Origin of the sequence: Lutibacter sp., assembly GCF_040883305.1 — a bacterium.
Lineage (GTDB): Bacteria > Bacteroidota > Bacteroidia > Flavobacteriales > Flavobacteriaceae > Lutibacter.
Genome location: NZ_JBFLKT010000217.1, coordinates 1 through 3,536, shown reverse-complemented (window position 1 = coordinate 3,536; position 3,536 = coordinate 1). Strand labels below are relative to the sequence as shown.

Below are 3,536 nucleotides of genomic sequence, written 5' to 3'. Positions count from 1 at the left end.
TTTAAATCGAACCCATTTATTAACAAAACAGATTTTGATTTCAAAAAAACTTGTGCCACATTTTTAGATAAAATTCCAACGGAAGAAGGAATTGAAAAGGTGAAACTACTTGCCGCCAAAGATGAATTACTCATTTTTAAGAATAAAACGATTTATCTTTATTGTCCAAATGGATTTGGAAGGACGAAATTATCAAATAATAATATCGAAAATAAATTAAAAGTTTCAGCAACCTCTCGAAACTGGAACACAATTACAAAACTTGTTGAACTAAGTAATCAATAAATTGAATAACAACATCTTAAATACAGAAATTCAAGCGTTTATAACTGCTCATCTTAGATCGGATATTACAAAACTTATTTTAAAAGGAAGCCCGTATGAGAATGTTTCTATTCAAGAAATTGCTGAACAAATTGAGTCAAAAAAAAAGTGTGAAAAGAAATTACCAACTTGGTTTTCAACTGAAAATATTTATTATCCAAATAAATTAAATATTGAACAAACCTCCTCTGAAATTACAGCTAAATACAAAGCTAGTTTAGTTTCAGGAAACTCATTAATTGATATAACTGGCGGATTTGGTGTAGATGCTTTTTATTTTTCACAAAAAGTTAAAAATGTTACACATTGTGAAATTAATGAAGAATTATCTAAAATTGTTTCTCATAATTTGAAGCAATTTGGTACTAAAAATATTGAAAATTATATTGGAGATGGATTAACCTGTTTAGAAAAATCAGTTTCTAAATTCGATTGGATTTATAGTGATCCATCAAGAAGAAATGACGCAAAAGGTAAAGTTTTTTTATTAGAAGATTGTTTACCAAATATTCCAGAAAATTTAGATTTATTATTTGAAAAATCTGACCACATTCTTATCAAAGTTTCACCAATTTTAGATATAAAAAGCGCCATAAATGAACTGAACTTTGTTAAAGAAATCCACGTAATAGCCATTGAAAATGAAGTAAAAGAATTGTTGTTTGTTTTAGAAAAAAACTACACACAACAAATTGATATTAAAACCATTAACTCCAATAAAATAAAAAATCAATGTTTTAATTTTGATTTAAGCAGTGAAGTGTCTGCAACTTATTCTGAACCAAAAAAATACTTATTTGAACCTAATGCAGCAATTTTAAAATCTGGAGCGTTCAACCAAATTTCGGAACAACTTAAAATTGATAAATTACACCAACATTCACATATATATACTTCAGATAAATTGATAGATTTCCCTGGTAGAAAGTTTGAAATTAAACATAAAATTTCATACGATAAAAAACAACTTAAAAAATTAATTCCTTCACAAACAGCCAATATTACAACCAGAAATTTTCCTGAAACGGTTGCTCAAATCCGTAAAAAAACTGGTTTAAAAGACGGTGGTAATCAATTCTTATTTTTTACTACCGATTGCAATCAAAAACATATTGTTTTAATCTGCAACAAAGTGTAGGTTCAGTTTTAACCTTCATCCTAAAATTTTTAGTATTTTTAGCCAAATATATTCAACAAAATGGCAAATAAAAATATACGATCATTATCATCTCGAAAAGGTTTAGATGATAATTTGTTTGAAAATATAGTAGATTTATCTTACGAGAATGCTTCAAAAGAAGAATTTCAAAAATTAGCCAAGCGCTTTTTAATTGATGATTCTGTGATTGTTGGAACTTCTTCTTTTTACGATTTTACCAGAGAAGAAAACCTCAATAAAAAAATTCATATTTGTAGCGGAACTGCTTGTATGGTTGCAAAAACTCAATTAAATCTAAAAAAAAATATAGAAAATCATTTTGATAAAAGTGAAATAGGTCACGCCGCTTGTGTAGGTCGTTGTCATATTAACAATGCGTTTTTGTTTGATGATAAAACTTTTTCAGCAACCAATGAAAAAGAACTTTCAAGTATAATTTCTGAGAAAAAATATCAAGAAAACAGTTATAATATTGGCTGCAACACAACATCAATATTAACTTCAAAAATTGAAAATATTACTGAATTTTATGATTTGGCTGAAAAGGTTAAAAATAATCCACAACAAATAATTAAGGAAATTAAAACCTCAAATTTAAGAGGGCGTGGTGGCGCTGGATTTCCTTTTTGGTTTAAATTAGATGCTGTAATTAAAGAATCCAATCCGCAAAAATATATAGTTTGTAATGCAGATGAAGGTGATCCAGGCGCATATTCGGATATGTATTTAATGGAACATCAAGCCCATAAGATATTGTTTGGAATGTACCTTTCTGGCTTAACTGTTGGCGCAAATACTGGGGTTTTATACATTCGCGGAGAATATCCAGATTCAATTAAAATAGTTGGAGAAGCTATAAATGAATTGAAAGAAAAAAACTTAATTGGTGATTTTAAATTCAAAATAATTCGCGGTCAAGGTTCGTATGTTTGCGGAGAAGAAACTGCACTGTTAAACTCCATTGAAGGTTTACGACCAGAAGTTCGTGTACGTCCGCCTTATCCTGCACAATATGGTTTGTATGGAAAACCAACTGTTTTAAGTAATGTTGAAACTTTTGCCAACATTCATTGGATTTTAGAAAATGGCGGAAGCGCTTATGCTGAATTAGGTACAAAACAATCTACAGGAACCAAATTGGTTTCATTAGATAGTTTTTTTAACAAACCTGGAATGTATGAAATTGAAATGGGAACTTCATTATCAACTATTTTTAACGATTATGGAGGTGGATTTAAATCGGAAATTAAAGGATTTCAAATTGGAGGGCCGTTAGGTGGAATTGTTCCAATGCATAAAATATCAGGTTTAATGTTAGATTTTGAAAGTTTAAATTCGAATGGATTTTTATTAGGACATGCAAGTGTGGTTTCCATTCCTACTGATTTTCCAATGGTGAAATTTTTAGAACATTTGATGGAATTCACATCAGATGAATCTTGTGGAAAATGTTATCCTTGTAGAATTGGCTCTTTTAGAGGGATGGAAATGCTTCAAAAAGCACAAACTGAAAATTATAAAATAGATCGTCAATTATTTAACGACCTTCTAGAAACACTTGAAATTGGTTCTCTTTGTGCTTTAGGTGGTGGTGTTCCACTTCCTATAAAAAATGCATTGCAGTATTTTGAGGATGAGTTAAAGCAATATTTTACTTCAAACTAAAAAATCATGAAAGCATATATCAATAACATAGCATACGATTTTGTTCAAGGTGAAACCATCCTAGAATTTGTTAGAAGAATTGAAAAAAATAAAAATGCCATTCCAACAATGTGCCAAGATGATCGATTGGAAAATTTTGGATCATGTAGAGTTTGCTCGGTTGAAGTAGCGCGTGAAAAAGACGGACCTACAAAAACTATGGCATCTTGCCACACTCCAATTTCAGAAGGCTTATACATTTATCACAATACCGAAAAAATACAACGTCTTAGAAAAAACATTGTTGAATTGGTTTTGACTGATTATCCAGCGGATAAAATATTTCCTTCAGAAAACAAAAAAGCAACACCTTTCCAAGAAACTATTGCACAAATAGGGATTCCAAACA

Annotated in this window: 3 protein-coding genes and 1 pseudogene; all 4 read left to right on the top strand. The window is 29.8% G+C overall.

Annotated features, from left to right (window positions below):
* A pseudogene (locus AB1Z17_RS06940) lies at positions 1 to 285 on the top strand (DUF1697 domain-containing protein); the annotation flags it as partial.
* Position 286: 1 nt separating this feature from the next.
* A complete protein-coding gene (locus AB1Z17_RS06935; RefSeq protein ID WP_368051071.1) occupies positions 287 to 1,462 on the top strand; it encodes a class I SAM-dependent methyltransferase in 1,176 nt (391 codons plus the stop codon).
* Positions 1,463 to 1,522: 60 nt separating this feature from the next.
* Positions 1,523 to 3,148 carry an NADH-ubiquinone oxidoreductase-F iron-sulfur binding region domain-containing protein gene (locus tag AB1Z17_RS06930; protein ID WP_368051070.1) on the top strand — a complete coding sequence of 542 codons (1,626 nt, stop codon included), beginning with the start codon at positions 1,523 to 1,525 and terminating at the stop codon, positions 3,146 to 3,148.
* Positions 3,149 to 3,154: 6 nt separating this feature from the next.
* Positions 3,155 to 3,536: 2Fe-2S iron-sulfur cluster-binding protein (locus tag AB1Z17_RS06925; RefSeq protein WP_368051069.1), on the top strand; the 382-nt coding region annotated here is incomplete at its 3' end.